Source organism: Kribbella sp. NBC_00359 (assembly GCF_036097425.1).
GTDB lineage: Bacteria > Actinomycetota > Actinomycetes > Propionibacteriales > Kribbellaceae > Kribbella.
Genome location: NZ_CP107975.1, coordinates 4,170,539 through 4,196,987 on the forward strand (window position 1 = coordinate 4,170,539; position 26,449 = coordinate 4,196,987).

Here is a 26,449-nt window from a genome sequence, read left to right on the forward strand (position 1 = left end):
CCGGTGTGAAGGCACACGATGAAGTGAGTTCGACCGAGGAGTTTGTTGCGCATCGGGAGTTGTTGTTCTCGATCGTCTACAACGTGCTCGGTTCGGTGGCGGATACCGAGGATGTGTTGCAGGAGACCTGGCTGGCGTGGTCCGGCCGGTCCGGTGTGGAGAATCCGCGGGCGTATCTGGTGCGGATCGCGGTGAACGCTGCGCTTGCTCGCCGTACGACGATCAACCGGCGCAAGGAGGACTACGTCGGGCCGTGGTTGCCGGAGCCCGTGGTCACGCCGATCGATCCGGTCGAGCGGGCCGAGGCGGTTTCGCTGGCGATGCTGGTCGTGCTGGAGACGCTGACACCGCTGGAGCGGGCGGTGTTCGTCCTGCACGAGGTCTTCGGCTACACGCATCCAGAGATTGCCGAGATCGTCGACCGTACGCCGGTCGCCATACGGCAACTCGCGCACCGGGCCAAGGAGCACGTGCAGGCGCGGCGGCCTCGCTACACCGCGGATCCACAGGTGCGGCTCGCGGTGACGCAGCGGTTCATCGATGCGGTGGTCGGTGGGGATCTGAACGCGTTGATGGAGGTGCTCGCGCCGGACGTGACGCTGTGGGCCGATGGTGGCGGCAAGGCCCGGGCGGCCGGGCTGCGGCCGGTGCTGGGGCGGGACAAGATCGCGCCGCTCATCGTGGGCGACGGGCGGCGGCGGCCGGTACCGTCGCTGGGCATCCGGTACCGGGCCGTGAACGGCGATCCGTCGGCGTTGCTGCTGTCGGGGGACACGCCGTTCGCGGTGATCGTGCTGGAGGTCGAGGGTGATCAGGTGACCGGCATCTTCGCGATCACGAATCCGGACAAGCTCGCTCGGGTGGCGGTGAACTGACGTGACTGCCTTGGCTGTTGTCGTTGTCGCCGTGACTGTCGGCCTGAACGCCTTCTCTGGGATCGCGGCCTTGCTGCACTGGCAACCGATCCTCCCCGGGATGGTGAAGGCCGGGGTGCCGGAGTCGTGGTTGACGTTTCCGATCGGGACGCTCAAGACCGCGGGGGCGGTCGGGCTCCTCGCCGGTCTGCTGGTGCAGCGTCCCGAGCTGATCACCGCGGCCGCGGTGGGGTTGGTGCTCTTCTTCGTCTGCGCCTTGTACACGCATGTGCGCGCTGGGGACTACACCGCGCAGTTCTTCCTCGCGGTCTTCTTTCTAACCATGGCGTGCGCCTCGCTCGTGGTCAGCCTGACTGCCTGACGGCGGCCCACCCGCCGAGAGCGCGGAGCTCACGAGATTGGCGCGGTTCGGCGTAGGGGCTCGGCGGGGCCGTCCTGCTTACCCTGACTGCATGACTGTGAACGTGCGGCCCGCGGTCGCCGATGACGTCGATGCCGTCGCCGCGATCTGGTACGCCGGGTGGGGTGATGGGCACCTTGGTCACGTGCCGGACGAGCTGGTCGCAATCCGGACCGAGGAGTCCTTCTGGACCCGGGCGGCGAACCGGATCACCGACACCACGGTCGCGGTCGTCGGCGACGAGGTCGCCGGGTTCGTGATGGTGGTGGGCGAGGAGGTCGAGCAGGTGTACGTCTCGCGCGATCACCGGGGATCCGGAGTAGCCGGGACGCTACTCAGCGAAGCCGAGCGGCAGGTGAAAGCCAACGGACACAGCGAAGCGTGGCTCGCGGTCGCCACCGGCAACGCCCGCGCCCGCCGGTTCTACGAGCGCAGCGGCTGGACCGACAACGGCCCCTTCGACTACCCGGCAAACGTCGACACCGGCACCCTGCCCGTCCCGTGCCACCGCTACATAAAGCCGGTCTAACGGACCGTCCTGCGCGGTCCAACGGATCGTCCTGCAGCGGGCACCTCGCGTGTCCTTCCACCTGACTGCCCGATCTTGGCGGTGTCGACGCCGCTGCTGCGGGGATCGGTGCGGGTGCGGACCTGAGACACTCACCAACCCCGCCGTCAGCTCACCGCCGGCCCGGGATCGGGGCGTGACCGGCCAGGACCGCGTCTGCTTGGTGGGTGTGCCGGCACCGCGGAATCGAGCCCGGACCTTGGCCGAACCGGTGTCGGCCGCAGCAGGGATCGACTTTGTGCACCAGATCCGTACCTGGAGGGCCGGCGCCGTACGGATCTGGTGCACAAAGTGACCGCCCAAGCCAGCCGGGCGGGGTAGCGAGGCGGGGCAGTCGGGCGGGGTACCGAGGCGGAGCCGTCGGGCGGGGTAGCGAGGCGGGGCTGTCAGGCGGGGTAGCGAGGCAGGGCTGTGGGGCAGTCGGGTGGGTCGGGTGGCGGCGACCAGCGACCGGGGCTGGCGCAGAGGGTGTCCGCTGGGGTGGGGTCGGTCCCGGGGGCGCCCGCGGAAACGACAGGACGGCCGGCTAGGCATGGCGTCACGGCGTGCGGAGGATTCCCCTGGATTGTTGGGCGGGTTGCGGTGATCGGGCGGGGGCGGGGTTAGTTTGCTTTTGCACGTTTCCCGTTCTTGGAGAGGTCACCATGGTCATCCGTTCCTGGCGCCGGCCGTCCCGTCGGCTGGTTCTGACCGGCGTCGCGGCTGTCGCGATGGCGTCGGTCGTCGGCGGAGTCGCGTACTCGGCCGGGGCCGCGTCTCCGCAGCCGGCGATTCAGACGTCGACGCCGCGGAGTGAGAAGCAGGTCACCAACATCGACGTGTTGCGCCAGCAGTTGCGCAACTACTACGGCGACCCGCTCGGCAGCGGCACGTTCGCGCCGGACAGCAACTACGCCAAGGAGGCCAGTTCGGTCGCCGCCGCGGGGAAGCGCTGGATCTCCGCGACGCACCACACCGAGAAGACCAAGGCGATCCTGCTGGACGTCGACGACACCTCGCTGGCCACGTGGAACTACGAGATCTTCAGCAACTGGGCGTTCAACCCGACCACCAACGCGGACTTCGTGCTGAACCAGCGGTTCCCCGCCGTGCCGGGCATGGTCGATCTGGTGAAGACCGCCGAGCGCGAGGGGTATGCGATCTTCTTCCTGACCGGCCGCGGTGCCGCGCAGGAGCAGGCGACGCTGGGCAACCTGACCGAGGACGGTATCGGCGTCGACGCCGGCTACCCGAAGCCGACCGCGCTGCGGAACGGAGAGGACGGCCTGTTCACCAAGCCGGCCGTCGCCGACTACCCGGACTACCTGAAGGCGGCCTGCGCGGCCGACCCGAACGGCTCCTGTACGACGATCCACTACAAGTCGGCCACCCGCGCGCACATCGAGTCGCTCGGCTACGACATCGTCGCGAACTTCGGCGACCAGTTCTCCGACCTCAAGGGCGGCTTCGCCGACCGCACCTTCAAGCTCCCGAACCCGAACTACTACCTGCCCTGATCGGCAGCGACTTCGGCCGGACCGACGGACGTCGGTCCGGCCGGTTGTCTGTTCACGCCCTGACCCGGGGGAGTACGCCGTACAGGAGGGTCTGGAGGGCTTCGCGGAGGTCGGTCTCGAAGTCGAGGCGGAGGTCGGCGATCGCGGGGTCGGACTCGTAGGCCGCCACGATTGAGGCGGTGGGGTGCGCGTGGGACCAGATCGCGCCGGCCAGGATGCTGGCGGACTTGATGAATCGGGTCGCCGCATCCACTCCGATCTCCGGCAGCACACCGGTGATCAGCGCCAGCATCCGCCGGTAGACGGTCAGGGACACCTGCTTGAAGGCGAGCGCGGCGTCGGCCGAGATGTTCCGCTCGAGCACGGATCCCTGCGCGCTGATCAGATCGCAGAACACCGGGCGCTCCGCCAGGGTCCGCACCACCGCGTCCGCGAGTAGCTCGGCTCGAGGTCCGGGCCTGGCGGTGCGTGGGATCTCGGCCGCCGCAGCGGCGAGGGCGTCGACCCAGGCCGAGAGCTCGGAGCCGAGCAGCTCGAGCAGGACCGCCTCGCGGGACTCGAAGTAGTTCAGCACGTTCGACTTCGCCAGGCCGACGCGGCGGCTCAGCTCGTTCAGGCTGAGGTCCGCTACCGGCATCTCGGTCAGCATGGCCGCCGCCGTCGCGAGGATCGCCCGCCGCCGGACCGCCCGCTGCTCCGCGCTCCGCGCGCGCTGGAATGTCGTCACGCTCACATTCTACAGACCGCCGGTCTGTTGTTATCGAACCAGCGGTCTGATACCGTCGACGACATAACAGACCACCAGTCTTTTACGAGGAGCAGACCATGTACGACGTCCCCGACCAGACCGGCAAGCTCGCCGTCGTCACCGGCGCCAACAGCGGCACCGGCAAGGAGGCCACCAAGCGTCTGGCCGCCGCCGGCGCGCGCGTGATCATGGCGGTCCGGACTCCTGCCAAGGGTGAGGCCGCCCGGGCCGAGATCCTGGCCGAGCACCCCGACGCCCAGCTCGAGGTACGCCGGATCGACCTCGCCGACCTGGCATCGGTGCAGGAGTTCGCCGACGGGCTGGCCGCGGACGAGCCGCACGTCGACCTGCTCGTGAACAACGCCGGCGTCATGCACCCGCCGACCCGGATCACCACGAAGGACGGCTTCGAGCTGCAGTTCGGTTCGAACTTCCTCGGCCCGTTCGCGCTCACCGTGCGGTTGCTGCCGCTCGTCCTCGCCGCGCCCGCGCCGCGGATCGCGACGATGGCCAGCGGTGCCGCGAACTTCGGCCGGATCCACTTCGACGACCTCCAGTGGGAGCGCAGGTATCGCCGGATGGCGGCGTACTCGCAGTCGAAGCTCGCCGACCTGATGATGAGCAACCACCTGGCCAAGCTCTCCGCCGACCGCGGTTGGGGCCTGCTCAGCGTCGCCGCCCACCCCGGTTTCACCCGCACGAACCTGCAGACCGCCGGCGCCTCGCTCGGCCGGGAGCGGCCGTCGCGGCTCACCCACTGGGGCCTGCGGTTCAACCCGCTCCCGACACAGGGCGTTGAGATCGGCACCGAGCCGCTGCTGTTCGCCGCAACCAGCCCGGACGCCCAGCCTGGCGCGTACTACGGCCCGTCCGGCCGCCTCGGCCTGGTAGGCCCAACCACATTGGTCAAGGCCCCGAAGAACGCACTCGATCCGGAGACCAACGCCCGCCTGTGGACGGTCGCCGAGGGCCTGACGGGTGTCTCACTTCCCGCATCCGGTCCTATCCTGCGCAAATGAGCGAATGGTCGAGCGGGGAGATCTACGAGTCCTACGTGGGTCGGTGGAGCCGGTTGGTGGCGGCCGAGTTCGTGGCCTGGCTGGATCAGCCCACCGGCCTGCGCTGGCTTGACGTCGGCTGCGGTACGGGCGCTCTGACCAGCGCGATCCTGCGTACGGCGGATCCCGCGTCGGTACTCGGGGTCGACCCGTCGGCCGGCTTCGTCGAGTACGCGCGGAAGACCGTCACCGACGAACGGGCGAGCTTCGAGGTCCGATCGGCAGCTGAACTCCCCGACGGCCCGTACGACGCGGTCGTCGCCGGGCTCGTGCTCAACTTCATCCCGGAGCGGGTCGAGGCGCTCCGCCGGATGCGAGAGATCGGGTCGACGGTCGCGGTCTATGTCTGGGACTACTCGGACGGCATGGAGCTGATGCGGTACTTCTTCGACGCGATGATCGAGGTCCGGCCGCAGGACCGCGAGCACGACGAGGGTCTCCGGTTCGCGTTCTGCACGGCGCAGGGTCTGGACGGGCTGTTCAGCGAGGCCGGGTTCACCACGGTCGACCTGCGCGAGATCGACGTACCGACGGAGTTTGCGTCGTTCGACGACTATTGGCAGCCGTTCATGGGTGGGCAAGGCGTCGCGCCGGCCTACCTGCGTGCTTTGGATGAGTCGGATCAGCTGGCGTTGCGGGAAGCAGTGCGTTCGCGGCTGCCGATCGAAGCGGACGGGACGATCCGCTTGAAGGCGAGGGCCTGGGCCGCGAAGGCGGTCAGCTGAGGTAGTCGCTGCGCAGCAGACCGAAGAGCAGGTCGTCGGTCCACTCGCCCTTGAACCAGCTGTTGGACAGCCGCAAACCTTCCTGCTCGAAGCCGACCCGTTCGAGCAGCCGGGCCGACGCGGTGTTGCGGGCGTCGCACTCGGCGGAGACCCGGTGCAGTTTCCGCTCGATGAAGACGTCGTCGAGCAACCCGCGGACTGCCTCGGTCGCATAGCCCCTGCCCTGGTACGCCGATGCGAGCGTGAAGCCGAGCTCGGCCTGCATGAGGTTCTCGTCCAGGTTGAGGCCGAGATCGCCGATCAGTACGCCGTCCAGGTCGACGGCGTACTGGAACCAGCCGGGCGCGGCCGGGTCGCCCTGGGCGAACTCTTCAACCTTCTGCACCGCCTCGGCCAGCGGCAGCGGGGCGTCCCACGACTGGTACCGGGCGATGTCGGGATCCGACCGGTAGGCCGCGAACGCCTCCGCGTCGGCGGTGGTGAAGCGGCGCAGAGTCAGCCGTTCGGTGCGCACGAACATCAAGCCATCATGTCAAAACCACGGCCTCGGCTCCGTCCTATCAGTGAGAGGGGTGAACCGATGAAATACCTACTGATCCTGCGGGGCGAGGGCGAGCCGTGCCCGGGCCGCGACGACTTCGAACGGATCGCCTGCGACGCCGGCGAACTGGTCGGCGGTGAGGTACTCGCGGATCCGCAGCTGGCCGTCCACGTGCCCGATCGGGTCGCTCCTACGCCCATCGACGCCTATTACCTGATCGACGTGGAGAGTCGCGAGCGGGCGGTCGAGCTCGCGCGGTTGCTGCCGGACGCCCGGACCGTCGGGCGATCCGTCGAGGTCCGCGCGGTGATGCACTCGACCGCCGCCGACTACTAATCCGCGACCTTGAACCAGAGGTGGGTGGCGAGCGGGGTCTGTGTCACGCTCAGCCGCTCGAGGCGGACGGTGTGGCCGCCCGGGTCCTCGAAGAGGCGGGTGCCGTCGCCGAGCATGACCGGGGCGAAGAGCAGCAGTACCTCGTCCAGTTCGCCGGCCTCGATGCACTGCTTGGCGACGTTGGCGCCGATCACGTTGACGTACTTGTCGCCGGCCGCCTCCTTGGCGAGTGCGAGTGCCTTCGCGAACTCGTCGACGTACGTGATGCCGGGCTCGGAGGTGTTCGGCGGGCGGTGGGTGAGCACGAACAGCGGTCCACTCCACCCACCGCCGAACGCCTGCCCTTCGCCGGCCTCGCCCTTGTGCGGGTCATCGCCGTCGTGGGAACGGCGGCCGGCCAGGACAGACCCGATTCGGGGGAGGAGTTGCTCGACCTCCGGATCGGGCCCGAGGTACGGGCGCATCCACTGCATATCGCCGTCCGGTCCGGTGATGAAACCGTCGACCGACATCGTCACCGAGTACAGAACCTTCGCCATCGAGTCCTCCTGACTCGCTCGTTGAGTGTTGGTCGTTGAGACGAGCGAGTCAGGAAAAACTCATCGGGAGGTGGGGCCTACGTCCGCCGGGGTGAGTGGGCGGAAGTGTGGAGTGGCCGGGCTGCTTGAACCCACTGACGATCAGGTACGACGAGTCTGCGAACACGAACCCGTGATTCCCGGTCAGCGTCACCCGGCCGCGCGACTCGGCCCGGATGGTGATCGGCGCGTCCGCGGTGCGCGCCTCCCGGTGACGGCGATGCTCTCGTCGCCGGGGACGTCGTACATGCCGTTGGCCAGCACGATCTCGGCGCCTGGCCTGGCCGTGGCGATCGCCTTCCGCAACTCGTCGAGGGTGCGCACCTGAAGGACGCGCTTGGCAAGCGCTTGCCGAACCATCGGCCAGGATCTCCCGTGGGGTGGCACAGGCAGGACGGGGGTTCCATGCCACAGCCCCGGTGCGACTGCGGTCCGTGCTGGCGGTAGCCTTCCCGGCAATCGGCCTTTTCGGATTCGGAATCGAGGTGGATCGGGGCGATGCCGGAGCTGGAGCACGCGGTCGTCGACCTCGAGCAGCCGTCCCAGGCCCGGTTGTACGACCTCTTCCTCGGCGGCAAGAACAACTTCGAGGTGGAACGACAGCTGTTCCAGGAGCTGGTCAAGATCGCGCCCGAGGCGCCGGAGCTGGCCCGCGAGAACCGGCGCTGGCTGGCCGAGGTGGTCGGCCGGATGATCACCGACGGCGGCATCGGCCAGTTCCTCGACCTCGGCGCCGGGCTGCCGACCCGGCGGAACACCCACGAGATCGCCGCCGAGACGGACCCGCTGGCGACCGTCGTGTACGTCGACAACGACCCGACCGCGATCTCGCACGGCCAGGCGCTGCTCGCCGACGATCGCACCAGCTTCTTCGCCGGTGCCGACCTGACCGACCCGGGCGCCGTCCTCGGGCACCCGGACGTGACCGCGGCGCTCGACCTGAACCGGCCGGTCGGGATCATCCTCGGACTCGTGCTGCACGCGATCCCGGACACCGATCGGATCGAGCGCGTGATCGCGGAGTACCTGGCCGCCGTGCCGTCGGGGTCGTACCTGGCGCTCAGCCACCCGGTGAACCCGCGCGACGGCAGCCGGCTGGCCGAGTTCTCGACGGCGGTCGAGGACAAGGTGCGGGAAGCCTTCCCGCAGGTGATGTTCCGGACCCGGCGCGAGATCGCCGGGTTCGTCGCCGGCCTCGACCTGGACATGCCAGGGCTGGTCGACCTGACCGCCTGGTGGCCAGGCGCCGATCAGCACCTCAGTCCCACCGGTGCGGCCCAGTTGCTGCTGGTGGCACTCGCCCGCAAGCCCTGACAAACCACTGGTGATCCGGCCGTCCGCGGCCGATGATGGGTCGTATGTCTGCCAAGGCTGCTGCCGCTCACTGATCGCGCCCGGCCTGATGTCTCCGGGCTCGCCTGATCATGCCCGTCGCGACGACGGGCCCCGCAGCGTGCAGTTCCTCAGCCTTGGAGTTCGTTCCTCATGACCAATCTGTCGTCGTGGGTCGAGATCGCGTGTGACGAGTCCGGATTCTCCGGGAGCAACCTCCTGGATCCCGCCTCGCCGGTGATCACCCACGCCAGTGTCGATCTCGCCGTCCCCGCAGCCGCCGACCTGGTCGCCATCCTGCGACCGCGGCTCCGCCACCGCACCGAGTACAAGTCCAACCAGTTGCTGCGACCCGCGCAGCGGGCCGAACTCGAGTGGTTCCTCACCACTCTGCGCGGGCATGCGCACGTCCACGTCATCGACAAGACCCGGTACGTCGCCGCCCGGGTCTTCGAGCTGTTCACCGGCGAACCGTCGTACGGCGATGGCACGAGCCTGGCTCGGGATCACGCCGATGGCGTGCTCGCCCTGCAGCACCGGACCGAGTTCCTGGTCGCGTTCGTCGACCTGACGCGGACGAAGCGGTTGCGGCTGATCGACCACGCCGCTGTCGACCGGTTCTTCGCGACGATGCCGTCCGATGTGCCCGCCTTGCGTGAGGTGACGCGTGCTCGGGTGGAAGGCGTGCTGCTGCGGCTGATCAACGACGATCGGACGATCCCGCCGCCGCTCGAGCCGTTGGTGCCCGCGCTCGCCGAGACCGCGCTGTTCTGGAGTGCTGGGCAACGGTCGGTCGCCGTGGTGCACGACGAGCAGAGTGCGCTGACGCGACATCGGGTGGCGCGCTTGCGCACGTACCTTGCCGACGCGGTGTTCCCGGCACCACCGCCCCTGCTCGGGCTCACGCAGGTCGACTCGAAGGCCGACCCGCGCGTGCAGGTGGCGGACCTCCTCGCTGGAATCGCCCGCCACCTGACCACCCGGCCGGCCACCCCCCAGCTGGGCGAGTTGCTCGCTCCCTACCTGAACGGTCAGCCCACCGGCTGGCGGGTGTAGGAGCGCGCCACCGCGATGCCGACGATCTCGGGCCGGCCTGTCGGTTCGGGGCCGAGGACCTTGGCGAAGGCCGGTCCGAGGCGGTCGGCGAAGAAGCGGTCGGCGTGCTCCTTGGACTCCCAGAGTGTGATGACACGGAGTCCGTCGCCGGTGCTGCCGACGTACCTGGCCTGCAGGCCGTCCGGTTCGGCGGCGCCGAGCTGCTCCATGACCTGGTCGAACTGTTCGATCGCCGCGAACGGCGGGGTGGCGACTGCGATCCACTGCATGATTCCTCCTTGATGATGCGGATGGTCATCACGGTAGGAACCCGCCGGCGATCCGGAATCCGCCAGATCACTCATCCGGGGTACTCATCGGCGGCTGGACCAGGCCGCGATCTGGCTGCGCGTCGCGAAGCCGAGCTTGGTGAGGATGTGCTGGACGTGGTTCTGCGCGGTCCGCTCCGAGATCACCAGCCGGGCGGCGATCTGACGGTTGGTCAGCCCTTCGGCGACCAGACCGGCGACCTCCAGCTCGCGCCCACTCAGCTTGTGCTCGGGGTCGCCGTTCAGCCGGCTGAGCAGCACCTTCAGTTGATCGGCGTACGCCGCCATCCCCAGTGACTCGACCAGGCGGGCAGCCTCGACGGCGACGGGTCGAGCTTGTTCGCGGTCACCGGGCCGGTCGCGGGTGAACAGGGTGCGGGCGAGGTGGAACTGCGCCTCCGCGACGAACCCGGCGGCCCCGGCAGTCTCGGCCATCGCCACCGCGATGGCCAGATCCTCGACTGCGGAGTCCAACCGTCCGAGCGCGGCGCCGGCCCGTCCGATCGCCAGCTCCGCCGGTCCCATGTATGCGACACCGTTGCCCACGGCATGCTCCCCGCGGAACGGCTGCAACCGGTCCAGCAGTACGCCGAGGTCGTCGTACCGGCCGAGGCCGCAACAGGCGAGCGTCGCGTACACGTACGCCGGTAGCACGAAGAACGCGGGCAACGACCACTCGTCGATCGGGCCGGCCAGCCGGTACGACGCCGCCGCCTGCTCGGGCTCGTCCGCGCACAGCAACAGCTGGGCCCGGGACAGCAGGGACATCGTGGCGAACCGCGGTGGTGGCTCGAACCGCTGTTCGGCGAGCTCACGCATCTCCGCGCTGACGCCGATATGCCCGGCCAACGCGATCTGGAGCGCGAAGTAGGCGCCGGTCGCGGGTGCTCTCTCGACCGGTCGCATCCGGTCGAACCCGCGCCGCGCGACCGCCGCCGCCTCGGTGTAGTGCCCACGAGCCTGGGCGATACACGCGGCGATGCGGTCGTGATGCCAGGCCGCGACCGGTCCACCGAGGCGATCGGCCGCGACCCGCAGCCGAGGGAGTTCCTCGGCCGCGGCGGCGAGCCGGCCGCTCTCGATCAGCGCGTCCAGCCGCCAGATCTCGCCCCACATCTCGGCGCGGGGATTGTTCGTCCGCTGGGCGAGTTCGAGCATCTCGGCTGCGAGATCCAGCCGTTCCGCTCGCCCGTCCGGCCCCGGACACGCTTCCTGCCTGGCGCGGAGCGCGTCGGCGAGGGCTCGATCGTCGGCCGAGGATCGAGCCAGCTCGAGGGCAGTCTCACTTAGCGCGTCGAGTCGTGCCTGTTCGCCGGCGTAGAAGGCAAGATGGCTGCGCAGGGCAAGCAAGCGGGCTCGCAGCGCAAGGTCGATGCTTTGGGCAAGCGCTGCTTCGCACAGTCGCTCAGCGGTCGCGTTGATGGTCGGATCGGGTACGGCCTCGAGGACCAGCGCGGCCTCGGCGGACTGCTCCGGAGTCTGCGCTGCCGCAGCGGCTTCGACCGCCGCCTCACAGCACGTGGTCAGATCACCGGCGAGGTATGCCGCCTTGCCCAGGGCGACCAACAGGTCGCACGACTCCGCGGGACCGAGCGGCCGCGTCGCCAGCGCCTGCCGATACAGCCGAACACCTTCCTCATAGGCCAGTCGTCGTACGGCGTCCTCCGCGGCGCGGACCAGCCAGGTGCGTGCCGTCGTACCGTCGCCGTACTGCGCCAGGACCGCGTAGTGGCCCGCGATCGCTGCGAGGTGGTCACCGGGGTCTTTTGCCAGCGCATCGGCGATCGCTCGGTGGAGGGCTGTGCGCTCGGTGGTCGAGAGGGACGCCTCGACGGCATCGCGGGTCAGGGCGTGGATGAAGCGGAAGCCATCGCCCAGGTGTTCGAAGAAGCCGAGGCGGGTCGCCTCGTCGACCAGTGGCAGGCAGTCGTCGACCGATCGTTGCAGCATCGCGGCAATCGTCCGCAGCCGGACCTCGCGGCCGGCGATTGCGCTGGCCTGAACCAGCCGGCGGCAGTCGTTCGAGGCGCGGCCGAGCCGGGCGGTGACGATCTCGAGCACCGACCGTGGCGGCCGGTCCGGCTGCCAGGAGCCGTCGGCGATGGCGCGGGCGATCTCCCGGACGAAGAGCGGGTTCCCGCCGGTGATGCGATGGACCGTCGACACCACCGCGGAGTCTGTGGTTGCTGTCAGCAACTGTTCGGCGACCTCGGGGCGATCGAAGGTGGGCAGCTGAAGGCGTTCGGCGGTGGACAGGTCGCCGAGGTTCGCCGCGTCGCGGGCGGTCGCCAGGATGAGGACCGGCATGCCTGCGAGCTCTTCGGCGAGGTGACGCAGTACCAGGACGGAGGGTTCGTCAGCACGATGGACGTCGTCGAGGATGACGACCAGGCCGCGGTCGGCGGCGGCTCGTTGTACCGCATCGGTGACTTCTTCGAAGAGTAGGAAGCGGTCGTCACCGGAGAGCACTTGATCCGCGTCCAGACCGAGGGATCGCAGGACCTGCCGCCAGGGCCAGTACGCCGGCGCGCCATCGGTCTCCGCGCAGCGGCCCCAGGCAACGGCGGCACCTTGGGCGAGGGCTAGTCCAGCGAGTTCCTGCGCCAGCCGGGTCTTGCCGATTCCCGCCTCGCCGGTACACACCACGAGGCGCCCGCTGCCCGCGCGCGCCTCGTCAACCCACCCCCGCAGCGCCCGCAGTTCCCCCAGGCGCCCCACCATCGCCATGCGCCAAGCATCGCGCCCGGCGACCCGAAGCGGAAGCCCACTCAGCGCTGGGGGACGTGCTCGGCGAGGTAGTCCTCCCAGGTGCGCGTGCCGACGGTGGCACCGCTCAGGGTCAGATTCCCGCCGGCCCGGTAGACCTTGCCGGCCTTACCGGGGATGTGGATCGGCATCGACAGCCGGTGCTTGCCCGTGGCCCGCAGGTAGTCGCGGGAGAGCTCGCCCATGGTGTAGACCTTCGGGCCTACCAGGTCGGGCACGAGCCCGGCCGGCTCGCCCAGCGCCAGCTCGACCAGCCGCTCGGCCACGTCGCGCGCATCGACCGGCTGGAGCCGCAACCCACCCGGAACGGGCATCACTGGAAGCTTGGCCATCGCCCCCACCGTCTTCACGGCGAAGTCGTGGAACTGCGCCGCTCGCAGGACGGTCGACGGCACCGAAGACGCCAGCACCGCCTGCTCGGCGCCCAGCTTCGACTTGAAGTACGTCAAGGACAGCTTGTCCACCGCTGTCACCGAGATGTGTACCAGGTGCCGCACCCCGGCCCGCTCCGCGGCCCGGACAAGATTCCGCGTCCCGATGTCGTCCCCCTTCGGCCCACCCGCCAGATGAACGACCACCTCGACCCCGCCGAGCGCCTCGTCGATCCCGTCACCCTTCAGCAGATCCGCCGCCACGTACTCGACCCCGTCGCCACCCTCCCGCGCGTGCCGGCTCAGCACCCGCACCTTCCACCCCGCCGCCTGCACCAACGGCACAACCTGCCGCCCCAACGTCCCCGTCCCACCAGTCACCAACATCGTTCCCACGATTTCCTCCACTCGTCCACGGCCCATCTCCCGGGTCCCAACCCTCTGACGGACCCCAACACCCCGATGTGACCGCTGTGGCCGGGACCACACCACCCGGCCACAGAGCGTGAGGTCGTCGGCCCTCAGGTGAGAACGAGTTGCTTGGCTTCTGTGGGGGTTTCGAGGGTGTGGCCCTCGGTGTCGAGGTGGGGATCAGGCGGTCGAGCCAGGTGGGGACCCACCAGGCGGCGCGGCCGAGGAGGGAGAGGGCGGCGGGCATGATGATCATGCGGACGACGAAGGCGTCGACGATGACGCCGACGACCAGGCCGAAGGCGATGGAGGCGGCTACTGCCATCGGGGAGGACGCGAAGCCGGCGAAGACGAACGCCATGATCGCGGCGGCCGCGACCAGGACCGGGGCCGACTTGGCGAAGCCGCTGACGACCGCTTCCTTCGGTGCCGCGCCGCGGTTGTGCATCTCCTGGATCCGCGAGACCAGGAAGACCTGGTAATCCATCGCGAGTCCGAACAGTACGCCGACCAGGATGATCGGCAGCGTGCTCAGCATCGGATCGCCTTGCGGTGCCGGGATGATCGCGTCGAACCAGCCCCATTGGAACACCGCCACGCTCGCGCCGAACGAAGCCCCGACGGACAACAGATAACCCAGCGTTGCGGCCAGCGGGATCAGCAGCGACCGGAACATCAGGATCAGCAGCACCAGTGACAGCCCGACGATCAGGGCGACGTACTCGATCAGGGCCTTGTGCAGCTTCGCGTCGCTGTCGATGCCGATGGCGGTTTCACCGGTGACCGCGAGGCTCACGCCGCTGATGGTGCCGGCCTCGTCGCGGATTGTGGTGACGAGGTGCTTGGTCGCGTCGTCGATCGGTCCGCCGCGGGGGACGACGGTGACGAGTGCCGCGTTGTTCTGTGGCGTGACGTCGGTGGTGGCGACGCCTCGTACGTCGTCCAGCCCACGCAGCCGGTTCTCCACGATCGGCAGCTTCGCGGTCACGTCGTCGCCTTGGACCAGCAGGACCAGCGGGCTCTGTACGCCGCCGAACTTCTCGACCACGAGGTCATAGGCATGCCGCTGCGTCGCCACCGGATCGTTGCCGCCGGGAATGTTCGAGGCGGTGCGCATATCCAGCATCGGTACGGCGACGACGCCGACAACCACGATTGCCCCCAGCAACGACACCACCGGTCGCCGGACCACGAACGAGGCCCACTTGTGCAGCACCGACGGCCGGTGCTCCGGTGCCGGTCCGGCCGTCCGTTCGCGGCGCGGGAGTGCCCGCCGACCGAGAGTCCGCAGCAGCACCGGCAGCAAAGTCAGCGCCATCATGACAGCCATCAGTACGCCGAACGCCCCGGCCAATCCCATGTCACGCAGCACGCTGATCCCGACCACACTCAGGCCGGCCAGCGCGATGATCACGGTCAGTCCGGCGAACACAACCGCCGTACCCGCGGTCCCGACAGCGCGGGCGACGGCGTCCTCGACGGCACGGCCGTCGCGGAGCTCGGCGCGGAAACGGGTCAGGATGAACAGGCTGTAGTCGATGCCGACCGCCAGGCCGAGCATCGTTGCGAGCGTCAACGTGGTGTCCTGCAACGGATTGATGGTGCCGTAGGCAAGCACTCCGAGCGTGCCGACGCCGACACCGGCGAAGGCGACCAGCATGTTCGCGCCGGCCGCGGCCAGTGAGCCGAACGTCAACAGCAGAACGAGAAACGCAACCGCGACACCGAGAAGCTCGCCGGCCCCGAAGGCGGGTACGTCGTTCGCGAACAGCTCACCGCCGACCTCGGCCGTGACATCGGTGCGCGCCTGCGCGGCCAGGTCGACGACATCGTCGTACACCTGCTGCTGGTTGGCCTCGGTCACGCCCTGGAAGTTCAGTGTCGACACGACAGTCGTTCTGTCCGCGGACAGGAAGGGTTTCTGTGCGTCGAACGGGTTGCTGACCGAGCTGACCTGCGGGATCGCCGCTGCCTGGGTCAGGATCCGGGTGACCTCGGCCTTGGTGGATGGATCGGTGACCTTCGCGCCGCCATGCGTCTCGAGGACCAGGGTGAGCGTCTTCCGGTCGGTCTGCGTGCCGGGGAACTTCTGCTGGACGATGTCGAGGGCTTTGGAGGCCTGTGTGCTGGGGATCGACGTGGTGGACGAGCCGCCGGATGTGCCCGCCGATGCGACGACACCGCTGAGGATCGCGAAGGCAGCGAGCCAGAGCGCGAGCACGACCAGGCGATGCCGGGCGCTGAAGCGGCCGATCCGGGCGAGTAACTGCGGCATGTTGATGCTCCTGAGGACAAGGACGGTGCTGCTGACGTCCTTCATCCTCCGGATTCGCGGCGGCCGTCGCGTCGTCCGAGCGCAGCGACCGATCTACTGCGATCGCAGTAGATCAGCGCGCGATACCCGCCCGGTACGCGAACGCCACCAACTGGGCCCGATCCTTCGCGCCCACCTTCGTCATCGCCCGATTCAGGTGCGTCTTCACCGTGTAGGGCGAGAGGAACATCGCGCCGGCGATCTGCGCGTTGTCCAGCCCGGATGCGATCGCGACCACCACCTCCCGCTCCTTGGGCGTGAGGCCGTCGAACCTCCCCGCCATCTCCTCGTCCACAGTCACCGACGGCTGCTCGCTGACATGCCCGATCAGGGCCCCCGACGCCGCGGCCGACAGGGCACCGCCACCCGCCGCGACCTCTTCGACGCCCGTGATGAGCTCGGCCGGACCGACCGCCTTGCTCAGGAAGCCGTTGGCGCCGGCCCGGAGCGCTGCGAGCACCAACTCGTCCTGCTCGAAGGTGGTCAGGATGATGATCCGGGTCCGCTCCGGCGGGTGGAGCTCCCGGATCCGTCGCGTCGCCTCGACGCCATCCACACCGGGCATCCGGATGTCCATCAGGACGACGTCCACCGGCTGCTCCTGCACGAAGCGCACCGCCTGGAGCCCGTCGCCGACGTCCCCGGCCACCTCGAAGGACGCGTGCGTCTGCAGGATGGACCGCAGCCCGACCCGGATCATCTCCTGGTCGTCGACGATGAGGATGCGTGTCACGGGAGGTCGCTTCCGTCAACGGCCAGTACGACGCTCAGCCGGAACGGACCGTCCGCGTCGGCCACCTCGAGCCGCCCACCCGCCGACTCGACCCGTTCTCTGATCCCGACCAGCCCGTATCCACTGCCGACCGAGGGGCTCGCGGCACCGGGCCGGCGCGGATTCACCACCTCGATCAGGATCCGCCCCTCCTCGGTCCGCAGGCGCAGTGTCGCCGTACCGTCTCCGTGCCGGTGCGCGTTCGTCAGCGCCTCTTGCACAATCCGGTACGCCGTCAGGCTCACAGCCGGATCGACTGTCGCGGGGACCTCGTCGACTGTGGCGTCGACTTGCAAACCGATGTGCCGGTAGGACTCGACGAGCTCGGGAAGGCGGCTGAGTTCGGGCGCGGGGTCTGCCGTGGAGGCGTCGTCCGTGCCGCGCCGCAGCACTTCGAGGATGCGCTGGGTCTCGAGCAGCACCGACCGTACGGCGGTCCGCGCCGCATCGAGCGCCGTACGGGCCGAGTCGGCGTCCGGTGGCAGGTTCACCTCGGCCACACCCAGGTGCATGCTCATGACGGCGACCTGGTGTCCGACGACGTCGTGCAGGTCACGGGCGATCCGGAGCCGTTCCTCGGCCACCCGCCGGGTCGCTTCGAGGTCGCGTGTCGCCACTGCGTCGGCCGCACGCTCCTCCAGGGAGTGCCAGTACTCCTGGTGGATGCGGATCGCGTTGCCGATCGCACCACCGGCCACCGCGGACACCACGGCCGGGAACGACTGCAGGCTCAGGAAGTCGTAGTCCTGCGCGATCGTGGTCATCAGGTAGAGCCCGGCACCGACGAAGACCGTGCCACGCACCGCGGGCATGCCCTGCAGGGTGAACGAGAACAGCACGAACACCGCGATGCTCCACATCACGATCGGATCCCACCCGGCCAGCGCGGAGATCAGACCGCCCGCCACTGTGACGACCAGCCCTGGCCACGGTCGCCGCCTCGCGAGGGCGGCTCCGGCCACCGTGATCAGCAAGGCGGCGAACGCCAGCGGACCGGCACCGTCCGCGATCATTCGGACGAGCTCCACCGAAGCCGACAGGGCGATGAGGACCGCGGTCCCGGCGTGCAGCACTCCGGGTTGCCGGAACCACACCGGACTGGCCGCCCATGGCTCGATCCTCGACTCGGCCTGCATGCTGCCGATTGTGAGGCATCCCGGAGGTTTTGCCGCGTAGGGTGTCGAGAGGTCTTGGTCGGGTCCGACGTCTCGGGTGCCGGGCGCAGTACGGCGTACCGGCTGAGTGCACTGGAGGTTGTCATGAAGTATGTGGTGCTGATCCACTCCAACCCGCAGCCGTGGAATCACCCGACGATCGACTTCACCGAGATCGGCCGGGCGATCCCGGCCGAGGAGCGGGCGGCGATGGGCAAGGAGTTCGAGGAGATGCTGACCGAGCTGTCCGCGTCCGGTGAGCTCGTGAGCGGGCTCGCGCTGGGGTCGCCGGAGTCGGCGCGGATCTACCGGTGGGAGGGGAAACGGCCGGTCAGCACCGACGGGCCGTACGCCGAGGCGAAGGAGCACCTGGCCGGGTTCTTCATCCTGGACTGCGCCACCCGGGAGCGCGCCGAGGAGCTCGCCGCCAAGTTCGCCGGCCCTGGCGACACGATCGAACTGCGCCCGGAGATGTGACGGTGGCCGGCGGGATCAGGCTGAGTTCGCCGACGATCAACTGCCCGGACGCGCTGGCGCTGGCCGGCTTCTATGCGCGGATCACCGGCGGCCGGATCGCGTACAGCGACCCGGTCTGGGCGACCGTGGACGGGCCGGGCGGGCGGATCGACTTCCAGACCGATCCCGCCCACGTGCCGCCGACCTGGCCGGATCCGGCGGTCCCGATCCAGTTCCACCTCGACTTCTACGTCGAGGACCTCGCGGCGGCCGAGGCGACGGTGCTGGCGGCCGGCGCGACCAGGTACGACCACCAGCCGAACGTCGACCACTGCCTGGTTTTCGCCGATCCGGCCGGCCATCCGTTCTGCCTGTCGACCTGGGATTTGCTCGGGAATTAGCGATTCCGGCCGGATACGGACGGTTACGCGCGGCTGTGAGGTGTCCGTGCGGTACGGAGTGACGTACGCCGTACCGCATGGGCGGAGGTTTCCCTATCCTGTTTGACTTACCGGGAGTAAGGGAGCGCGCTGTGACGACGATCGTGCTGATGGGGCCGCCAGGGGCCGGCAAGGGAACCCATGCCGACCACCTCGCCGGACACCTCGGTGTGCCCGTGATCTCCACCGGCGACATCTTCCGGGCTCAAGTCGCCGACGGCACCGAGCTCGGCCGGACCGCGCAGCGTTTCCTCGACGCCGGTGAGTACGTCCCCGACGAGGTCACCAACGCCATGGTCCGCGAGCGGCTCGCCGCGGACGACGCCCACTTCGGCTTCCTGCTCGACGGCTACCCGCGCACGCTCGACCAGGCCGTCGTACTGGACGAGATCCTGGCCGCGCAGGGCCGGTCCCTCGACGCGGCCGTCGTACTCCAGGTGGACCCCGAAGATCTGGTCCAGCGGCTGCTCCGCCGGGCCGAGATCGAGCACCGCTCCGACGACACCGAAGAGGTCATCCGCCGGCGTTTCGAGGTGTACGACGCGCAGACCTCCCCGCTGGTCAGCCTGTACGGCAACCGCGGTATCCGCCACGAGATCGACGCGTCTGCCGACATCGACACCGTCCGGATCCACGTCCGCCAGGTCGCCATCCTGCTCCGGCCGGCTGCGTAACCGTTGCCTGGAGCAACCGTCAGCTGCGCCAGACCGGGGCGACCGACTTGCGGTAGGAGCGGCCGAAGATGCCGGTGATGACGGTGAGGACCGGCTTGGGGACGGTGCCGGTGATCGCGGCGGACTCGTCGGGAGCGGCGCCGTCGAGGGCCCAGGCGAAGAACGTGCCGCCCTGGACCGGGCCGACCTTGGCGAACTCGCGGCCCATCGACTTCATCTCGGGGGTGTCCTTCTTCGCCAGGTAGACCGGCTCGATCTCCGCCTCCTCGTGCTCGAGGTGCTGAACCGTCACCCGCTGCAGCTCCTGCATCGCGGTCAGTGCGGCCGCCGCGTCCTCGGCGCTCGCGGACCTGTGCAGCGTCGTCATCGCGGTCCGCGTCGCGGCCAGTGCGGCCGCCATCGTGTCGTGCTCGGCATCCATCTCCTTGAGGAGGTCGTGGCTCACCCCGACCTTCTCCAGCGCCGGCCAGGCGATGTCGTGCTCGCCCTCGTGGTGCCGCGTCAGCTGGTCGTCGAAGTTCGCCCATGCCGTCGCCAGCTGCTCGGCGCGTTGCCGATTCCCCGCCGGAAACCGCCCCAGTGCGTCAATGAAGCGTCCCAGATCCCGCCGGAACGCCGCGTGAATCGCCTTGTTCATGCTCATTTCCGCCATACGCCGGAGTCTAGGCTGAAGCAGACGTGAAATGGGGGAGCCAGATGAGTACGACGGTCGAATTCAGTGGGACCGTGCGGCGCTGGGATCCCGGCAAACCGGGTGGTCTCGCGGTGGTCGACGTACCGGCTGATTGCGTCCAGCAACTAGGTGGGCGCAAGCAGCAACGGGTCGCCGGGACGTTGAACGGGGCCGAGTTCGCCGGCAGCACGATGCTCGTCGCCGGTGGTGGGTTCTGCGTCGGGGTCAGCAAAGCGGCGTTGAAGGCCGCGCAGGCCGCAGTGGGAGACGAGGTGCGAGTCGTGCTGCGGCGGGAACATCCGTAGCTGGGTGCCGGTTGTTGGTGGATATGCATGGTGAGTACAAGGTGCCGGGCGGGAAACTTGTCGTGGCCGATCTCGATGTGGTCGGCGATCACGTGCGGCAGGCGCAGATCAGTGGGGACTTCTTCCTCGAGCCCGACGACGCGTTGGAGCGGATCAACGGCGCGCTCGCCGGTCTGCCGATCGCGACTCCGGCTGCTCAGATCGCCGCGCGGGTGCGCGCCGTACTGGGCGATGGCGTGGAGATGCTCGGGTTCTCGCCGGAGGCTGTCGCGGTCGCCGTACGGCGTGCTCTGAGCGGCGCGACCGGTTGGCGCGATCACTAGTGGGAGTTCGTGCACGACGTACCGCGGGAGCCCGCGTTGCAGATGGCGCTCGACGAGGTGCTGGCCGAGCAGGTCGGTTCCGGCGAGCGCGCACCGACGTTGCGGGTGTGGGAGTGGGCGTCGAACGCGGTCATCATCGGCAGCTTCCAGTCGCTGCGCAACGAGGTCGACCTGGAGGGCGCCGCCAAGCACGACGTGACAGTGGTACGGCGGATCAGCGGCGGCGGAGCGATGTTCGTTGAACCAGGCAACACCATCACGTACTCGCTCTACGTCCCCGAGTCCCTGGTGTCCGGGTTGTCGTTCGTCGAGTCGTACGCGTTCCTCGACGACTGGGTGATCGGCGCGCTCAACGATCTCGGCATCGCGGCGACGTACCAACCGATCAACGACATCACCTCACCGGCCGGCAAGATCGCCGGCGCCGCGCAGAAGCGGTTCGCGGGTGGCGCCGTACTGCATCACGTCACGATGGCGTACGACATGGACGCCGCGAAGATGCTGGACGTCCTGCGGATCGGCCGCGAGAAGCTGTCCGACAAGGGGACCACGAGCGCCGGCAAACGCGTCGACCCGTTGCGCAGTCAGACCGGCCTCGACCGCGTGGACGTGATCGATCGGATGGTCGACTCGTTCCGCAACCGCTACGACCTCGGCTCCGGCAGCATCGACGAGGCCACGGTGAAGCAGGCCGAGGAACTCGTCGGTACCAAGTTCGGGACCGAGGAGTGGCTTACGCGGGTGCCGTGATCGGGACGGCGTTGCCACTCACGCGGACTCTGGTGTCGTCGGCGCGCAGCTCGACCCGGATCAGGCTGGGACGGCCCAGGTCGTCGCCCTGGTGGAGGGTGAGTGTGGCCGCCGGCTGGACCAGACCGAGTTCGCGCAGGTACGCCCCGAACGCGGCGGCCGCGGCACCTGTTGCCGGGTCCTCGACCACACCGCCGACGGGGAACGGATCCCGCACGTGGAACGTGGTGGGGGACTCGCGCCACACCAGCTGCAGTGTGGTGAGGTCGCGCTCGAGCATGTAGGCGAGCAGCCGATCGAAGTCGTAGTCCAGGTCGGCCAGTCGTTGCCGGGTGGACGCACTCACGACGAGATGCCGCGCTCCGGCGTACGCGATGGACGGTGGCAACTCCGGATCGAGCTCGTCCGGCCGCCAACCGAGAATGTCCAGGGCTTCACTGATGTCGCTCACCGCCTCGACGTACGGCTCGACGCTGGTCAACGTCGCTCGCATGTCGTCGTCCACGGTGACCGGGACGATGCCGGCCGGGGTCGAGAACATGAGCTCACCGGGACCGGTCCGCTCGGCCAGAGCCACCGCGGTCGCGATGGTCGCGTGCCCGCAGAACGGCACCTCGGCCTTGGGCGAGAAGTAGCGGACGTCTGTGCCGCCTGTGACGAAGGCGGTCTCGGAGTAGCCGACCTCGGCCGCGATCGCCTGCATGGTCTGGTCGTCCAGACCGCTCGCATCGAGGACAACACCGGCCGGGTTGCCGCCGGAGGGGTCCGTGGTGAAGGCCGCATAGCGCAGAACCGTCGTCATGCGGCCATCCAATCACCGGCGGACAATCTCGATGTGCGTGGCATTCGGGGAGGTCGTGGTCTTCGTGACTTTGTAGTTGCCGAGGGCGTCGGCGACGTTGTCGAAGAGGCGTACGCCGGCACCGGCCAGGATCGGTGCGACGACGATGTGCAGCTCGTCGATCAGTCCGGCGCGCAGGTACTGCTGGACCGTCGACGCTCCACCCCCGATCAGCACGTCCTGCCCGTTGGCGGCCTTGAACGCCCGCTCCAGGACGGTCTCGACCGGGTCGTCGGTGAAGTGGAACGTCGTACCGCCTTCCATCGGCAGCGACGGGCGCAAGTAGTGCGTGTGCACGAAGACGTCGTGGTGGTACGGCGGGTTGTCACCCCACCAGCCCGTCCACGACTCGTCCTCCCACGGTCCGCGAATCGGCCCGAACATGTTGCGCCCCATGATGGTCGCGCCGACGCCCTCCTCGAAGCGGCCGACCTGGTCCACGTCGATGCCGGTCTTACCAGCCGCCTTGTCTTCTTGTGCGGCGAACATCCAGTCGTGCAGCCCCTCGACCCCGTCCCCGAACGGCGCCTCCAACCGCTGATCCACTCCGGTCCCGAACCCATCCACCGTGATCGTGAAGTTCTCCACCCGAACCTTCGCCATGACCCTCTCCTCGGCTAGTCCCGACTCTCACCCCTTGGTCGAAGCGGGCCCGGGCCGTTTGACATGCCCAGGAGATCTATTTCGCCCAGTCCAGCAAGCTGTTGTCATGGAGCGGATCGGTTACGTGATCTTGTACGTCGGGGATCTCGAGGCGTCGGTGGGGTTTTATCGGGATGTGGTGGGGTTCGAGTACAAGTTCACGGATGCGGGGTATGCGGAGTTCGATGCCGGTGGGGTGCGGTTCGCGTTGTATGAGCGGCGGCGGGCGGAGTGGTTGACCGGGCGGGACGTAGCGCCGGGCGCGGGTGGGGAAGTGGTGGTGATGGTTGCGGACGCGGATGCGTGCGCGGAGCGGCTGGCGGGGCTGGGCGTGGCGCTGCTGAGCGGGCCGGCCGACCGTCCGTGGGGACATCGGACGGTGCATGTGGCCGACCCGGACGGTTTCGTGGTCGAGTTCGCGGCGGAGATCCCGCGGGCTCGAGGGCGGCGGCGTACCTGAGTCAGCGGCGGTAGCGGTTGTGGTGCTCCCAGCGGCGATGGCCCATGCCGCTGAACAGCATGATCCAGAAGAAGCCCCACAGCAGCCACGGTGCGGTCAGGGTGATGGCCGCGACGACGAGGCCGATCATCAGGAACGGCGCCAGCATCATGATCGGCGGCGGTGGGCCGGGACGGCGGCGGGCGCGGGCCGTCTGCGGCGACCACGGGCCCTGGGCGAGTTGCAGCTCGGCCGGGCTCGGGAGGTCGTCGAAGAGCGGCGTGAGGTCGTCGACGTACCGCGCTTGGGTCGCCTGCTCGCTGCGCTCCTCGAACTCGGTCTGGGTCAGCCGGCCCGCGACGAAATGATCGCTGAGCAGGGAGACGGCCTGATCGCGTTCGGCGTCACCGATCCGCAGCGAGCCCCGGCGTTCAGCCCGGCGTTGGTCGGGGTCGCGCCACTCGGGAAAGGGGAGACTCATGAGCGGTCCTCGTCCGTGCTCTCGTCGGCGAGGATGCCGTACAGCTTCCGGCGCAGTTCGCCGAGTGCCTCCCGCGCCTTCGCCTGCTGCTCCGGCGTGCCGGTCGCGAGGATCTGCCACATCGCCGTCGCCACCTGGCCGAGCATCGGCTTCAGCCCGTTCTCGTCGTCGGCGGCCGGGGCGCTCATCGCCTCCCACGGCGCGGACACCTCGTCCTGGTGCTCAGCGACGTACGCGCGTCCTTCGTCGGTCAGCGTGAACGTCCGGCGACCGACCTCCGCGTCCGCGGTGACCAGGCCCTCGTCCTCGAGCTGCTGCAGGGTGGGGTAGATCGAGCCGGGGCTCGGCTTCCACACGCCGCCGCTGCGCTCGGCGATCTCCTGGATCAGCTGGTAGCCGTTCATCGGCTGCTCGGCGAGGACCGCGAGGATGGCGGCCCGCACGTCACCGCGCCGGGCCTTCGGTCCACGCCAGCGCGGCGGCGGACCCCACGGCGGCCCGAACGTCTGGCCACCGCCGAACATCGCCCACGGCGGGGCGAATCCCTGGTGTCCGTGGTGCACACGCCGCCCGGTCATCGCGGCGCGCAACTCCTCTTTGATGTCGTCGAAGGCTGAACAGTGCCGCGCGAAGTGCTGCCAGGGCCACCCCGCGGCGTACGTCGATCCGGTCATCACGACCACCGTCCCTCACGAAGAGATTGCGATACGTCGACGATATATCGCCAACCATCGCAACCCAAGGGACTCAACGAGCGACCTCCAGGTCGGCCACGGTGGCCAGCAGCCGGAGCGCGTCGTACGTCGGACTCGCCGGCTCGGCGCTGTAAACGGTCAGCGTGAGCCCGGGATCGGCGGGTAGCGGCATCGCCTCGAACCGCAGCTCCAGTACGCCGACCTCCGGGTGCTGGAAGTGCTTGACGCCGGTGTGGTGCAGCCGCACGTCGTGCGCGGCCCACCGCACCCGGAACTCCTCGCTGCGTGTGGACAACTCGCCGACGAGCTCGGTCAGCTTGTGGTTGAAGGGATCGCGGCCGGCCTCGGTCCGGAGCAGCGCCACGGTGGTGTTCGCGGAGTGGTTCCAGTCGGGGTAGAACGTGCGGGCGGCCGGGGCGAGGAAGTTGAACCGGGCGAGGTTCGCCGGCCGGCAGTCCATCGCGAACGCCGGCGCGAACAGCGCGCGACCCAGCGGGTTGGCCGCGAGCACGTCGAGCCGCCCGTTGCGGACGAACGCCGGTGCGTCGGTCAGGGACTCGAGGATGCCGAGGATCCCGGGCCGGACCTCCTCCGTCGTCCGACGGCGCCGTTTGCGCGCGCTCGTACCAGCCGTACGGGCGAGGTCGTACAGGTGCTCGCGTTCCGCCTCGTCCAGCCGGAGTGCGTCCCCGATCGCGTCGATCACACTGTCGGAGACTCCACCGAGGTTGCCGCGCTCGAGGCGGGCGTAGTACTCGACGCTCACACCGGCGAGGAGCGCGACCTCTTCGCGGCGCAGGCCGGGCACCCTGCGGTGACCGGTCTGAAGTCCGGGGAGGCCGGCCTGCTCCGGAGTGATCTTCGCGCGCCGGCTGGCCAGGAACTCCCGGACCTCGCTGCGATTGTCCACGCTTTCGAGGCTAGCGCGGTGGTGCACAGGTCAGAACCAGTTGCGTGGCTGGTCGGGGTACGGCTCCTCGAGTCGCTTGAGCTCTGCCTCGGTCAGCTCGAGCTCGAGCGCTGCCGCGGCGTCCGTGAGGTGGTGTGGCTTCGTGGCACCGACTATGGGCGCTGAGACGACCGGTCTGGTCAGCAACCAGGCCAGTGCGACCTGTGCCATCGGCACACCGCGCTCGGCTGCCACGGCTTCCAGCGCATCGACGCTCTGCTGGTCGCTGTCGCGGGCGAGGGCCCTGGAGATCCGGTCGGTGTCCGCGCGCAGTGTCTGCGTACCCCATGGCTTGCCGAGCTTGCCTTTGGCCAGTGGGGAGTACGGAATGGAACCGACGCCCTGGTCCGCGCAGAGCGGCAGCAACTCCCGTTCGTCGTCACGCCGGATCAGGTTGTACTGGTTCTGCATCGCGACGAACCGCGTCCACCCGCCCTGGTCGGCGGTGTGCTGCAGCTTCGCGAACTGCCACGCCCACATCGACGACGCACCGAGATAGCGGACCTTCCCCGCCCGTACGACGTCGTGCAGCGCCTCCATCGTCTCCTCGACCGGCGTCTCCGGGTCCCACCGGTGGATCTGGTAGAGGTCGACGTACTCCGTGCCCAGCCTGGTCAGCGAAGCGTCGATCTGCTCCAGGATCGCCTTGCGCGACAGCCCCGATCCGCCCGGGCCGTCGTGCATCTTGCCCCACACCTTGGTCGCCAGTACGACGTCCTCGCGCCGGGTGTACCGCTTGATCGCGCGACCGACGAACTCCTCGGAGCTACCACCGCCGTACGTGTTCGCCGTGTCCCAGAAGGTGATCCCCAGCTCCAGCGCCTGCCGGAAGTACGGCTGCGAGCTCTCCTCGTCCAGCGTCCACTGATGGAACTCGTTGCGCTCGCCGAAACTCATGCATCCCAAAGCGAGCCGGCTGACCTTGAGGCCGGTCTGCCCCAACCGCACATACTCCACGTCGAACCCTCTTTC

At 69.0% G+C, this 26,449-nt stretch carries 33 protein-coding genes; 16 read left to right on the forward strand and 17 right to left on the reverse strand.

Translation table 11 applies throughout. From position 1 onward, the window contains the following. Nucleotides 1-23: 23 nt before the first annotated feature. The 4 genes from sigJ (at nucleotide 24) to OG876_RS20425 (ending at nucleotide 3,339) form a co-directional block, all read left to right on the forward strand. A complete protein-coding gene (gene sigJ, locus OG876_RS20410; RefSeq protein ID WP_328526479.1) occupies nucleotides 24-875 on the forward strand; it encodes an RNA polymerase sigma factor SigJ in 852 nt (283 codons plus the stop codon). A gap of 1 nt (nucleotide 876) precedes the next feature. Then, the gene (locus OG876_RS20415; protein ID WP_328526480.1) at nucleotides 877-1,236 is read left to right on the forward strand and encodes a DoxX family protein; all 360 of its coding nucleotides are present in this window, start codon (nucleotides 877-879) and stop codon (nucleotides 1,234-1,236) included. Between the two features lie 91 nt (nucleotides 1,237-1,327). Then, a complete protein-coding gene (locus OG876_RS20420) occupies nucleotides 1,328-1,804 on the forward strand; it encodes a GNAT family N-acetyltransferase (protein ID WP_328526481.1) in 477 nt (158 codons plus the stop codon). A 683-nt stretch (nucleotides 1,805-2,487) separates the two neighbouring features. Continuing rightward, complete coding sequence (locus tag OG876_RS20425) at nucleotides 2,488-3,339, forward strand: HAD family acid phosphatase (RefSeq protein ID WP_328526482.1); 852 nt, start codon at nucleotides 2,488-2,490, stop codon at nucleotides 3,337-3,339. Between the two features lie 52 nt (nucleotides 3,340-3,391). On the opposite strand, the gene OG876_RS20430 is transcribed toward OG876_RS20425, so the two are convergent. Then, nucleotides 3,392-4,066 carry a TetR/AcrR family transcriptional regulator gene (locus tag OG876_RS20430; protein WP_328526483.1) on the reverse strand — a complete coding sequence of 225 codons (675 nt, stop codon included), beginning with the start codon at nucleotides 4,064-4,066 and terminating at the stop codon, nucleotides 3,392-3,394. Between the two features lie 98 nt (nucleotides 4,067-4,164). Between OG876_RS20430 and OG876_RS20435 the strand changes: the two genes are divergently transcribed. Further along, complete coding sequence (locus OG876_RS20435) at nucleotides 4,165-5,106, forward strand: SDR family oxidoreductase (RefSeq protein WP_328526484.1); 942 nt, start codon at nucleotides 4,165-4,167, stop codon at nucleotides 5,104-5,106. After that, nucleotides 5,103-5,870 carry a class I SAM-dependent methyltransferase gene (locus OG876_RS20440; RefSeq protein WP_328526485.1) on the forward strand — a complete coding sequence of 256 codons (768 nt, stop codon included), beginning with the start codon at nucleotides 5,103-5,105 and terminating at the stop codon, nucleotides 5,868-5,870. Before OG876_RS20435 ends, OG876_RS20440 begins: the two co-directional genes overlap by 4 nt. Here the strand turns inward: OG876_RS20440 and OG876_RS20445 are convergent. Further along, complete coding sequence (locus OG876_RS20445; protein ID WP_328526486.1) at nucleotides 5,863-6,390, reverse strand: GNAT family N-acetyltransferase; 528 nt, start codon at nucleotides 6,388-6,390, stop codon at nucleotides 5,863-5,865. The genes OG876_RS20440 and OG876_RS20445 overlap by 8 nt on opposite strands. Nucleotides 6,391-6,450: 60 nt before the next feature. Between OG876_RS20445 and OG876_RS20450 the strand changes: the two genes are divergently transcribed. Continuing rightward, complete coding sequence (locus OG876_RS20450) at nucleotides 6,451-6,747, forward strand: YciI family protein (RefSeq protein WP_328526487.1); 297 nt, start codon at nucleotides 6,451-6,453, stop codon at nucleotides 6,745-6,747. Here the strand turns inward: OG876_RS20450 and OG876_RS20455 are convergent. Further along, nucleotides 6,744-7,286, reverse strand: coding sequence for a dihydrofolate reductase family protein (locus tag OG876_RS20455; protein ID WP_328526488.1), 543 nt, complete (start codon nucleotides 7,284-7,286; stop codon nucleotides 6,744-6,746). The genes OG876_RS20450 and OG876_RS20455 overlap by 4 nt on opposite strands. 189 nt (nucleotides 7,287-7,475) lie before the next feature. Next, nucleotides 7,476-7,685, reverse strand: a complete 210-nt coding sequence (locus tag OG876_RS20460; protein ID WP_328526489.1) for a hypothetical protein — start codon at nucleotides 7,683-7,685, stop codon at nucleotides 7,476-7,478. A gap of 138 nt (nucleotides 7,686-7,823) precedes the next feature. On the opposite strand from OG876_RS20460, the gene OG876_RS20465 reads away from it, so the two are divergent. Next, the gene (locus OG876_RS20465) at nucleotides 7,824-8,639 is read left to right on the forward strand and encodes an SAM-dependent methyltransferase (RefSeq protein ID WP_328526490.1); all 816 of its coding nucleotides are present in this window, start codon (nucleotides 7,824-7,826) and stop codon (nucleotides 8,637-8,639) included. A 171-nt stretch (nucleotides 8,640-8,810) separates the two neighbouring features. Continuing rightward, a complete protein-coding gene (locus OG876_RS20470) occupies nucleotides 8,811-9,713 on the forward strand; it encodes a hypothetical protein (RefSeq protein ID WP_328526491.1) in 903 nt (300 codons plus the stop codon). Here the strand turns inward: OG876_RS20470 and OG876_RS20475 are convergent. The 6 genes from OG876_RS20475 to OG876_RS20500 form a co-directional block, all read right to left on the reverse strand. Further along, entirely contained in the window at nucleotides 9,689-9,982 is a 294-nt protein-coding gene (locus OG876_RS20475) for a hypothetical protein (protein ID WP_328526492.1), read from the reverse strand. The two genes, OG876_RS20470 and OG876_RS20475, sit on opposite strands and share 25 nt — an antisense overlap. Nucleotides 9,983-10,066: 84 nt before the next feature. Next, nucleotides 10,067-12,748 carry an ATP-binding protein gene (locus OG876_RS20480; RefSeq protein WP_328526493.1) on the reverse strand — a complete coding sequence of 894 codons (2,682 nt, stop codon included), beginning with the start codon at nucleotides 12,746-12,748 and terminating at the stop codon, nucleotides 10,067-10,069. A 41-nt stretch (nucleotides 12,749-12,789) separates the two neighbouring features. Beyond that, nucleotides 12,790-13,503 (reverse strand): SDR family oxidoreductase, encoded by a 714-nt coding sequence (locus OG876_RS20485; RefSeq protein WP_328526494.1) that lies wholly within the window; start codon nucleotides 13,501-13,503, stop codon nucleotides 12,790-12,792. Then, nucleotides 13,397-15,844 carry an MMPL family transporter gene (locus OG876_RS20490; protein ID WP_328526495.1) on the reverse strand — a complete coding sequence of 816 codons (2,448 nt, stop codon included), beginning with the start codon at nucleotides 15,842-15,844 and terminating at the stop codon, nucleotides 13,397-13,399. The genes OG876_RS20485 and OG876_RS20490 overlap by 107 nt, the downstream gene beginning before the upstream one ends. A 112-nt stretch (nucleotides 15,845-15,956) precedes the next feature. Continuing rightward, a complete protein-coding gene (locus OG876_RS20495; RefSeq protein WP_328526496.1) occupies nucleotides 15,957-16,616 on the reverse strand; it encodes a response regulator transcription factor in 660 nt (219 codons plus the stop codon). Then, a complete protein-coding gene (locus OG876_RS20500; protein ID WP_328526497.1) occupies nucleotides 16,613-17,791 on the reverse strand; it encodes a sensor histidine kinase in 1,179 nt (392 codons plus the stop codon). Before OG876_RS20500 ends, OG876_RS20495 begins: the two co-directional genes overlap by 4 nt. 123 nt (nucleotides 17,792-17,914) lie before the next feature. Between OG876_RS20500 and OG876_RS20505 the strand changes: the two genes are divergently transcribed. The 3 genes from OG876_RS20505 (at nucleotide 17,915) to OG876_RS20515 (ending at nucleotide 19,379) form a co-directional block, all read left to right on the forward strand. Next, entirely contained in the window at nucleotides 17,915-18,286 is a 372-nt protein-coding gene (locus OG876_RS20505; protein WP_328526498.1) for a YciI family protein, read from the forward strand. Nucleotides 18,287-18,288: 2 nt separating this feature from the next. After that, nucleotides 18,289-18,666: a VOC family protein gene (locus OG876_RS20510; RefSeq protein ID WP_328526499.1), complete on the forward strand. Its 378-nt coding sequence runs from the start codon at nucleotides 18,289-18,291 to the stop codon at nucleotides 18,664-18,666. Between the two features lie 140 nt (nucleotides 18,667-18,806). Then, a complete protein-coding gene (locus tag OG876_RS20515; RefSeq protein ID WP_442914186.1) occupies nucleotides 18,807-19,379 on the forward strand; it encodes an adenylate kinase in 573 nt (190 codons plus the stop codon). A 19-nt stretch (nucleotides 19,380-19,398) separates the two neighbouring features. On the opposite strand, the gene OG876_RS20520 is transcribed toward OG876_RS20515, so the two are convergent. After that, nucleotides 19,399-20,031: a hemerythrin domain-containing protein gene (locus OG876_RS20520; RefSeq protein WP_328526501.1), complete on the reverse strand. Its 633-nt coding sequence runs from the start codon at nucleotides 20,029-20,031 to the stop codon at nucleotides 19,399-19,401. 44 nt (nucleotides 20,032-20,075) lie between these two features. Here OG876_RS20520 and OG876_RS20525 point away from each other — a divergent pair, with 44 nt between their 5' ends. Genes OG876_RS20525 through OG876_RS20535 form a run of 3 tightly spaced genes read left to right on the forward strand, consistent with a single transcriptional unit; the run spans nucleotide 20,076 to nucleotide 21,430 of the window. Beyond that, nucleotides 20,076-20,357 (forward strand): DUF1905 domain-containing protein, encoded by a 282-nt coding sequence (locus tag OG876_RS20525; protein WP_328526502.1) that lies wholly within the window; start codon nucleotides 20,076-20,078, stop codon nucleotides 20,355-20,357. 17 nt (nucleotides 20,358-20,374) lie between these two features. Further along, entirely contained in the window at nucleotides 20,375-20,680 is a 306-nt protein-coding gene (locus OG876_RS20530) for a hypothetical protein (protein ID WP_328526503.1), read from the forward strand. Nucleotides 20,681-20,689: 9 nt separating this feature from the next. Beyond that, nucleotides 20,690-21,430, forward strand: a complete 741-nt coding sequence (locus tag OG876_RS20535) for a lipoate--protein ligase family protein (RefSeq protein ID WP_328526504.1) — start codon at nucleotides 20,690-20,692, stop codon at nucleotides 21,428-21,430. Here OG876_RS20535 and OG876_RS20540 read toward each other — a convergent pair. Both OG876_RS20540 and OG876_RS20545 read right to left on the reverse strand, forming a co-directional pair. After that, complete coding sequence (locus OG876_RS20540; RefSeq protein WP_328526505.1) at nucleotides 21,414-22,232, reverse strand: PhzF family phenazine biosynthesis protein; 819 nt, start codon at nucleotides 22,230-22,232, stop codon at nucleotides 21,414-21,416. The genes OG876_RS20535 and OG876_RS20540 overlap by 17 nt on opposite strands. 12 nt (nucleotides 22,233-22,244) lie before the next feature. Then, nucleotides 22,245-22,874 (reverse strand): dihydrofolate reductase family protein, encoded by a 630-nt coding sequence (locus tag OG876_RS20545; protein WP_328526506.1) that lies wholly within the window; start codon nucleotides 22,872-22,874, stop codon nucleotides 22,245-22,247. Between the two features lie 106 nt (nucleotides 22,875-22,980). On the opposite strand from OG876_RS20545, the gene OG876_RS20550 reads away from it, so the two are divergent. Continuing rightward, nucleotides 22,981-23,373 (forward strand): VOC family protein, encoded by a 393-nt coding sequence (locus OG876_RS20550; RefSeq protein ID WP_328526507.1) that lies wholly within the window; start codon nucleotides 22,981-22,983, stop codon nucleotides 23,371-23,373. A 1-nt stretch (nucleotide 23,374) separates the two neighbouring features. Here OG876_RS20550 and OG876_RS20555 read toward each other — a convergent pair whose 3' ends face one another. The 4 genes from OG876_RS20555 to OG876_RS20570 form a co-directional block, all read right to left on the reverse strand. After that, entirely contained in the window at nucleotides 23,375-23,833 is a 459-nt protein-coding gene (locus OG876_RS20555) for a DUF1707 SHOCT-like domain-containing protein (protein ID WP_328526508.1), read from the reverse strand. Next, complete coding sequence (locus tag OG876_RS20560; RefSeq protein WP_328526509.1) at nucleotides 23,830-24,507, reverse strand: PadR family transcriptional regulator; 678 nt, start codon at nucleotides 24,505-24,507, stop codon at nucleotides 23,830-23,832. Before OG876_RS20560 ends, OG876_RS20555 begins: the two co-directional genes overlap by 4 nt. 73 nt (nucleotides 24,508-24,580) lie before the next feature. Continuing rightward, nucleotides 24,581-25,438, reverse strand: a complete 858-nt coding sequence (locus OG876_RS20565; protein ID WP_328526510.1) for a helix-turn-helix transcriptional regulator — start codon at nucleotides 25,436-25,438, stop codon at nucleotides 24,581-24,583. Nucleotides 25,439-25,468: 30 nt separating this feature from the next. Further along, nucleotides 25,469-26,434, reverse strand: coding sequence for an aldo/keto reductase (locus OG876_RS20570; protein WP_328526511.1), 966 nt, complete (start codon nucleotides 26,432-26,434; stop codon nucleotides 25,469-25,471). Nucleotides 26,435-26,449 lie beyond the last annotated feature (15 nt).

What these genes read in the sequence shown, in the direction of transcription:
- OG876_RS20420 (WP_328526481.1), top strand. Translation starts at nt 1,328, where the DNA reads ATGACTGTGAACGTGCGGCCCGCGGTCGCCGATGACGTCGATGCCGTC.
- OG876_RS20425 (WP_328526482.1), top strand. Translation starts at nt 2,488, where the DNA reads ATGGTCATCCGTTCCTGGCGCCGGCCGTCCCGTCGGCTGGTTCTGACC.
- OG876_RS20435 (WP_328526484.1), top strand. Translation starts at nt 4,165, where the DNA reads ATGTACGACGTCCCCGACCAGACCGGCAAGCTCGCCGTCGTCACCGGC.
- OG876_RS20440 (WP_328526485.1), top strand. Translation starts at nt 5,103, where the DNA reads ATGAGCGAATGGTCGAGCGGGGAGATCTACGAGTCCTACGTGGGTCGG.
- OG876_RS20445 (WP_328526486.1), bottom strand. Translation starts at nt 6,390, where the DNA reads ATGTTCGTGCGCACCGAACGGCTGACTCTGCGCCGCTTCACCACCGCC.
- OG876_RS20450 (WP_328526487.1), top strand. Translation starts at nt 6,451, where the DNA reads ATGAAATACCTACTGATCCTGCGGGGCGAGGGCGAGCCGTGCCCGGGC.
- OG876_RS20455 (WP_328526488.1), bottom strand. Translation starts at nt 7,286, where the DNA reads ATGGCGAAGGTTCTGTACTCGGTGACGATGTCGGTCGACGGTTTCATC.
- OG876_RS20460 (WP_328526489.1), bottom strand. Translation starts at nt 7,685, where the DNA reads ATGGTTCGGCAAGCGCTTGCCAAGCGCGTCCTTCAGGTGCGCACCCTC.
- OG876_RS20465 (WP_328526490.1), top strand. Translation starts at nt 7,824, where the DNA reads ATGCCGGAGCTGGAGCACGCGGTCGTCGACCTCGAGCAGCCGTCCCAG.
- OG876_RS20470 (WP_328526491.1), top strand. Translation starts at nt 8,811, where the DNA reads ATGACCAATCTGTCGTCGTGGGTCGAGATCGCGTGTGACGAGTCCGGA.
- OG876_RS20475 (WP_328526492.1), bottom strand. Translation starts at nt 9,982, where the DNA reads ATGCAGTGGATCGCAGTCGCCACCCCGCCGTTCGCGGCGATCGAACAG.
- OG876_RS20480 (WP_328526493.1), bottom strand. Translation starts at nt 12,748, where the DNA reads ATGGCGATGGTGGGGCGCCTGGGGGAACTGCGGGCGCTGCGGGGGTGG.
- OG876_RS20490 (WP_328526495.1), bottom strand. Translation starts at nt 15,844, where the DNA reads ATGCCGCAGTTACTCGCCCGGATCGGCCGCTTCAGCGCCCGGCATCGC.
- OG876_RS20500 (WP_328526497.1), bottom strand. Translation starts at nt 17,791, where the DNA reads ATGCAGGCCGAGTCGAGGATCGAGCCATGGGCGGCCAGTCCGGTGTGG.
- OG876_RS20505 (WP_328526498.1), top strand. Translation starts at nt 17,915, where the DNA reads ATGAAGTATGTGGTGCTGATCCACTCCAACCCGCAGCCGTGGAATCAC.
- OG876_RS20520 (WP_328526501.1), bottom strand. Translation starts at nt 20,031, where the DNA reads ATGGCGGAAATGAGCATGAACAAGGCGATTCACGCGGCGTTCCGGCGG.
- OG876_RS20525 (WP_328526502.1), top strand. Translation starts at nt 20,076, where the DNA reads ATGAGTACGACGGTCGAATTCAGTGGGACCGTGCGGCGCTGGGATCCC.
- OG876_RS20540 (WP_328526505.1), bottom strand. Translation starts at nt 22,232, where the DNA reads ATGACGACGGTTCTGCGCTATGCGGCCTTCACCACGGACCCCTCCGGC.
- OG876_RS20545 (WP_328526506.1), bottom strand. Translation starts at nt 22,874, where the DNA reads ATGGCGAAGGTTCGGGTGGAGAACTTCACGATCACGGTGGATGGGTTC.
- OG876_RS20550 (WP_328526507.1), top strand. Translation starts at nt 22,981, where the DNA reads ATGGAGCGGATCGGTTACGTGATCTTGTACGTCGGGGATCTCGAGGCG.
- OG876_RS20555 (WP_328526508.1), bottom strand. Translation starts at nt 23,833, where the DNA reads ATGAGTCTCCCCTTTCCCGAGTGGCGCGACCCCGACCAACGCCGGGCT.
- OG876_RS20560 (WP_328526509.1), bottom strand. Translation starts at nt 24,507, where the DNA reads ATGACCGGATCGACGTACGCCGCGGGGTGGCCCTGGCAGCACTTCGCG.